Raw genomic sequence first — 6245 nt, forward strand, 5'->3', positions numbered from 1 at the left:
CTCGCGCGCCTTGCATCTCCAGAAAACTCGGCAAATCGCTCAATTTAGGTATCCATAAAATTCCCGGTACCAATCCACAAACCGTTGAACACCTTCCCGGATCGTCATCCTGGGAGAATACCCGAAATCATCCACCAGGTCGTCCACGTCGGCCCAGGTGGCCGGCACATCGCCCGGTTGCATGGGAAGGAAATTCTTTTTGGCAACCTTTCCCAGGGCCGCTTCAATGGCTTCTATGAATTCCATGAGACCTACCGGAGAGTTGTTCCCGATATTGTAAATTCTGTAAGGGGCCCTTGAGCGGGACGGATCCGGACTTTTCCCGTCCCAGTCCGGGTCGCCCTCCGGGGGCCTGTCCAGGACCTTGACCACCCCTGTTACGATATCATCCACATAGGTGAAATCCCTTTTCATGTCCCCCTGATTGAAGACATCGATGGGCGAACCCTCCAGAATCGACTTCGTGAAGAGAAAGAGGGCCATATCAGGCCTTCCCCAAGGCCCGTAAACCGTAAAGAAACGAAGCCCGGTGCAGGGGATTCCGAAAAGATGGCTGTAAGTATGGGCCATCAGTTCGTTTGATTTCTTGGTTGCCGCATAGATGGAAATGGGATGATCCACGGGATCATGGACTGAAAAGGGATACTTTTCGTTCAGTCCGTACACCGAGGAGGAGGAGGCGAACACCAGGTGCCTGACCCCGTGATGCCGGCATCCTTCCAGGATACTCAGGAAACCCGTGATATTTGAATCCACATAGCTGAAAGGATTCGTCAAGGAATACCTTACACCAGCCTGGGCGGCCAGGTGGCAGACCGCATCGAACTTTTCTGCGGCAAAGAGCCTCTCCATGGCCTCCCGATCTTCGAGATCCATCTTTTTGAAACGATAGGCGGGATATTTGGTGCTGGAAACCCAATCGCCGCTGTCGACCCCAAGACGATCGATCCCGTCCCTTTTCAGTCTGCCGTATTTCAACCGGACGTCATAGTAAGGGTTGATATTGTCTATCCCCACGACCTCGTCCCCCCTTTCAAGGAGGCGAACCGCGGTAAAGGAGCCGATAAAACCGGCCGTCCCTGTAACAAGTATTTTCATGAATCCACTCCGGTGTACCCTGCGGCGTCCGGTTGCTCAGGCAAGAGAAGCCGCCAAACACTTCATGAGCCGGGACAAACCGCTATGATGTCAATGACCATCTTCCGCTATATCGATCACTGGACAAATAAACTTTAAACATGCATGATGCCGTAATACCCGGCCACACATTCGGTTTTTCAGGGACTATATGGTATTCAGATTTTCAATGCAATATCATCGGCCGGCAAACGCCTGGACCTTACAAAAGGAGACCCAGAAGGCCGGGGGACCCGCTGATACACTACCACTTGAACCCCTGGCCGCCCGAATCTTCGGATCCTCTCTTGTTAACAAAAATCATGCTTCAATAAATTAAATACCGCTATGCTTTATTAAAAAGAGCATTATTTATATTTATTTAAGTAAAATATATTGACAAAAAAATTTAATTTTGTAAAATTATTTATCATCTGTACTCATTAGTATCCAAAGTAGTACTATTTTGCTGTTCATTTTTTACACAAAAGCGATCTGCACTTTTTTAAAAATGTTTATGGATATTCATGCCGACATTTCGATGCAAAATCAGCACGAAGGCGGGTCATACGATTGAAAAGACCCTGATCTCGTCCGGCAAAAACGCCCTCAAGGCCCATCTCGAAAAGGAAGGGTACTTCGTCATCGATATACGCAGGGTCGAAGGCCTTGGAGGCATCCTGAGGCACAGAAGACGGGTCAGGGGCCGTGAATTCCAGGTCTTCAACCAGGAATTCGCTGTACTCATCAAGGCGGGCCTTCCCATACTCGGGGCCCTGAATATCATCATCGAAAAGCGGAGGGAGGGAGAATTCACTCAAATCCTTGAAGAAATCCGAAAGGAAATTGCAGGAGGGGCCTCCGTTTCCGAGGCCTTCGGAAAGTATGCCCATGTCTTCTCCAACCTCTATGTTGCCACCCTGCAAGCCGGAGAAAAGAGCGGGGACATGCCCCTCGCCATCCGCCGGTACGTGGATTATCTCAAAAAAGTGAACAAAATCAGACAGAAGGTGATATCTGCCTCCGCCTATCCCCTGATTCTCCTCCTCGCATCCACCTTCGTGGTCTTTTTTCTCTTGACTTACGTAATTCCATCTTTTACCAGGACCTTCTTCGATGCCCAGGTACAGATGCCGGCATTGACCATGGCCCTCATCGGGGCAAGCTTCTTTATTCGATCTCATCTACTTATTATTACAGGGTTTTTTCTATGCCTTGTCCTGGGTTACGTCTTTTATAGAAAATCTGAAACAGGGAGGAAGCGTCTTGACAGCCTGAAACTGCACTGGCCCTTTCTGGGTGATCTGTATCGCCATTACTCTCTGTCCAAATTCAGCAGGACATTGGCAATGGTTTTGCATGGTGGAACTCCATTAGTGGATTCCCTCCGGATATCTTCGGGATCGTTGGACAATGTATTTATCAAGAACGCACTTGAAATCGTGGCTGATAACATTGAAAAGGGGAAGGGGTTCAGCGAGGCCCTTGGGGAAACCGGGATCTTTCCCGGACTCGCCTTGAGCATGATCGAAGCCGGAGAGAAAAGCGGGGCACTGGAACAGGTGCTTGAAGAGGTAGCCGATTTCTATGAGGCCGACGTGGACACGGGTCTTTCGATCCTGACTTCCTCCATCGAACCCGCATTGATGATCATCATGGGACTGTTGATAGGATTCATCGTGCTGGCCATGTATCTTCCCATTTTTCAAATGGCGGGCGCTGCGGGGTAGACGGGAAAGGGAAGAAGAGAAGAGCGGCCTTGCATCTCCATGGTGCATCTTGAGGACCTGCGTGTCCGGATAAAGGAAGGGGTGCAGACCACAACCATGCCGGGAATATTCGAGCGACCCATAGCAAACGAAGGGTACCAAAAACTCAGGTTCGGGGACCTCTGCGTAAAAATGGGGTTTATGACCGAGGAACAACTGAAGTCCGCCATCGCGAAAAAGGAGATCGCCCAGGAACGATTGGGGAAAATATGTGTCCGTGAAGGCTTATTGGACGAAGAACAACTGGCCATGGTAATCGCCGTCCAGCACTATTACAACTATGTAGAACTTGAGGGACCGAGGGACCCCGAACTTCTCGGTCTGATCCCCCTGGAACTCATGATGAAATACCAGTTCGTCCCATACGAGCAGGACGGGGAGACCCTTGTGATTGCCATGGCTGACCCGGTGGACTTCGTGAAAGTGGCCAGCTCCCTCGAAGTGCTCCTGGACAGGCCCGTCTCGGTTGTCATCGCAAGCGAAACAAGGATAAAAAGCCTCCTCAAGAGGCTGGAGTCGGAGCACAATGTGCTGGATTCCGTCTCGGACGGGATGCGCCTCTCCCTGGTCAAGGAATCCGAGAAAGGGGAAGAGACCCTCAGCCTTGAGAAGGTGACCGCTGAGGAGAGCCCCATTGTCAGGCTGGTGGATTCCACCATCCTGGATGCCATCAACAAGAAGGCCAGCGACATCCACTTCGAATCCTCCGAACAGGGGGTCGTGATCCGGTACAGGATCGACGGCATGCTCCACCAGATCACTGAACCCCTCGACCTCCAGTACCAGAGCCAGATCATTTCAAGGATCAAGGTGATGTCGGAGCTGGATATATCAGAGAAGCGGATCCCCCAGGACGGGAGATTCAAGTTGAAGGTCAAGGACCGGAATATCGACTTCAGGGTTTCGATCCTGCCGACCCTGTTCGGGGAAGACGCCGTGATCCGGATCCTGGACCGGGAATACCTGATGCCCGACTCCAAGGAATTCCGCCTGGACGACATGAACCTGCCCGAGACGGAACTCCGCCGCATCAGGAAGATGATCCACGCCCCTTACGGCATGTTCCTGGTTACGGGGCCGACCGGGAGCGGAAAGACGACTACCCTCTACGCAGCCATTTCGGAAATCAACAACCCCAACGAGAAGATCATCACCATTGAGGATCCCGTCGAGTACCAGCTCAAGGGAGTCGTCCAGATTCCCGTAAACGAAAAAAAGGGTCTCACCTTCGCCCGGGGTCTCCGCTCGATACTCCGGCATGACCCGGACAAGATCCTGGTAGGGGAAATCCGGGACGAGGAAACCGCCCGGATCGCCCTGCAATCGGCCCTGACCGGGCACCTCGTCTTCACCACCGTCCACGCCAACAGTTCCTTCGAGGTGATCAGCCGATTCATTCACATGGGGATCGAACCCTACAACCTGATCTCGGCCCTGAATTGCATCATCGCCCAGAGGCTCCTGAGAGTTCTATGCCGCTGCAAGCAAATGGTCGAGGAGGATGAAAAGGAAGAGTACCTTAAGGAGTGCGGGCTCGATTACGAGGCTTACTCGAGCCATACCTTTTTCAAAGAGAACGAACTGGGCTGCGATGTCTGCAAAGGGTCCGGGTTCAAGGGCAGGCAGGCGATCATCGAACTCATAGAGATGACGGACGCCGTAAAGGAACTCTTCCTTGACGGACAATCCATATCCGCCTTGAAGAGAGAGGCGAGGGGGGCCGGTACCACTTTTCTGAGAGAGGCGGCCATGAACCTGGTCTTATCCGGTCGGACTTCAGTTCGGGAGGCTAACCGGGTGACCTTTATCGAATAAGGATGGAGATGTTTGGCTCTTCCAGGGTATACACAGGGATCGAGATTGGTCCCGGCCGGGCCAGAATGGCGCGGGTGTGTAAGGAGAAAAGGGGCTGGAGGTTGCTCCATTGCAAGGAAGTCCCCTTTCCCGACGGCGTGCTGGAACCATCCTACAAGAAGGAAAACGTGGCCGATCCCGAAGGCTTCATATCCGTCATCAGGGAGTTGATCAAGGGGATCAAGGGGTTGTCCAGGATCGGACTGGCCCTGCCCAACGAGAGCCTTAAGGTGACGATCCACCATCTCGAAACCTTACCCAAGTCGAGGGACGGAATGACCGATTTCATCCTTTGGAAGGAAAGGGAGGAACTCCCTTTTCCACCCGAACAGGCGAAGGTCGCCTACTCGGTCTTCTCCATCCCGACCCTCAACGGGAAAAGCCTCATAGCTGCGATCGGATCCCGGGATATCATCCAGGACTACGAAAGGAACCTTAAAAGGCTCAGGTTGACCCCTGAGGTCATTCAACCCTCATCGATCAATCATTTGAATTTCTATCTGCCCCATATACCATCGTCCGGAACGTTTGCATTTCTCGGGGTTTTCGAAAAATACTTTTCATTCCTGGTCTTCGAGGAGGGAGGGCCTATCTTTTACCGGGGAAAGAGGAGGGCCCCTGTAGCCGTCCATTTCCTCCAGGAAATCGACATGAATCTTGAGCTTTTCCTGAACGAGTACCCGGGCAGGGAAATCCCGATCCTCTATCTTCAATGCCAATATTTGCCGTCCAGGGATTTCATCACGGAATTCCGAGACTATTTCAATATAAAAACAGAAATCATCCCGGAAGAAGATATCATCATACTCCCGGGAGGAAGCGATGAAATTAAAGGAAGCGGCGATATCGCCCCCTTTGTATCTGCTATCGGGGCCGCACAGAGTTTGGTGATATAAAGATTCAAGGGGCCGAAGGTTCGAAGGAAGGGTACAAACCAAAAAAATTCAGAAAAGGGGCGTTTTTCGATTGAAACCAATCCTCCTGAATCTTGCTGCGGACCGCCAGCCAGGGACCAGGGTCTCGCCGGTCCTTCTGCTGGGCCTGGCCCTTCTTGTGGGATTTTTTACTTATTACACGATGAAAGCGATCTACGAGAACCGGCGGACCATCGCGGAGTACGAGAGGAAAATCGCAGCGATCGATCGGGGGAAGAGAATCCGGGTGAAAATTCCGGAAAACCGTTTGCCGAAGGTCTCAAAGGAAAGGGCCGTCGAGGTGGAAAATGAGGTCGGATTCATCAATGCCGCGATCTTCGGTAAACTCTTCCCGTGGGATCTCCTTCTGGATGATTTAGAACGTTCCGTTCCGGAAGGAGTCGTCCTGTTGAAGTTCGCCGCTGAGGAAAATACGAGAAAGGTGCAAATCCAGGGTGAGGCACGGGCCATGGAAGAGATCACGAGGTTCCTGGAAAACCTGGAAAACTCCAGACATTATAGTGAGACAGCGCTGAGGAGCCTGAACACGGCATCCATGGACGCCTCGGAGTATCGCGGCGAAGGGCCGGGA

At 52.1% G+C, this 6245-nt stretch carries 5 protein-coding genes; 4 read left to right on the forward strand and 1 reads right to left on the reverse strand.

Annotation, left to right across the window (positions count from 1 at the left end; genetic code table 11):
- Positions 1 to 39: 39 nt before the first annotated feature.
- The gene (locus JRF57_15745; GenBank protein MBW2305152.1) at positions 40 to 1098 is read right to left on the reverse strand and encodes an NAD-dependent epimerase; all 1059 of its coding nucleotides are present in this window, start codon (positions 1096 to 1098) and stop codon (positions 40 to 42) included.
- Positions 1099 to 1643: 545 nt separating this feature from the next.
- On the opposite strand from JRF57_15745, the gene JRF57_15750 reads away from it, so the two are divergent.
- The 4 genes from JRF57_15750 to JRF57_15765 all read left to right on the forward strand — a co-directional run.
- A complete protein-coding gene (locus JRF57_15750) occupies positions 1644 to 2846 on the forward strand; it encodes a type II secretion system F family protein (GenBank protein ID MBW2305153.1) in 1203 nt (400 codons plus the stop codon).
- A 96-nt stretch (positions 2847 to 2942) separates the two neighbouring features.
- Positions 2943 to 4700 (forward strand): type II/IV secretion system protein, encoded by a 1758-nt coding sequence (locus JRF57_15755; protein ID MBW2305154.1) that lies wholly within the window; start codon positions 2943 to 2945, stop codon positions 4698 to 4700.
- 8 nt (positions 4701 to 4708) lie between these two features.
- A complete protein-coding gene (locus tag JRF57_15760) occupies positions 4709 to 5635 on the forward strand; it encodes a hypothetical protein (GenBank protein MBW2305155.1) in 927 nt (308 codons plus the stop codon).
- Positions 5636 to 5705: 70 nt separating this feature from the next.
- On the forward strand, positions 5706 to 6245 hold a 540-nt coding region (locus JRF57_15765), incomplete at its 3' end, for a PilN domain-containing protein (GenBank protein ID MBW2305156.1).

The sequence above is a fragment of the Deltaproteobacteria bacterium genome (assembly GCA_019310525.1).
Lineage (GTDB): Bacteria > Desulfobacterota > DSM-4660 > Desulfatiglandales > HGW-15 > JAFDEE01.

Excerpts from the sequence above, each read along its gene's own strand:
- JRF57_15745 (MBW2305152.1), bottom strand. The coding sequence starts at position 1,098 with ATGAAAATACTTGTTACAGGGACGGCCGGTTTTATCGGCTCCTTTACC.
- JRF57_15755 (MBW2305154.1), top strand. The coding sequence starts at position 2,943 with ATGCCGGGAATATTCGAGCGACCCATAGCAAACGAAGGGTACCAAAAA.
- JRF57_15760 (MBW2305155.1), top strand. The coding sequence starts at position 4,709 with ATGTTTGGCTCTTCCAGGGTATACACAGGGATCGAGATTGGTCCCGGC.
- JRF57_15750 (MBW2305153.1), top strand. The coding sequence starts at position 1,644 with ATGCCGACATTTCGATGCAAAATCAGCACGAAGGCGGGTCATACGATT.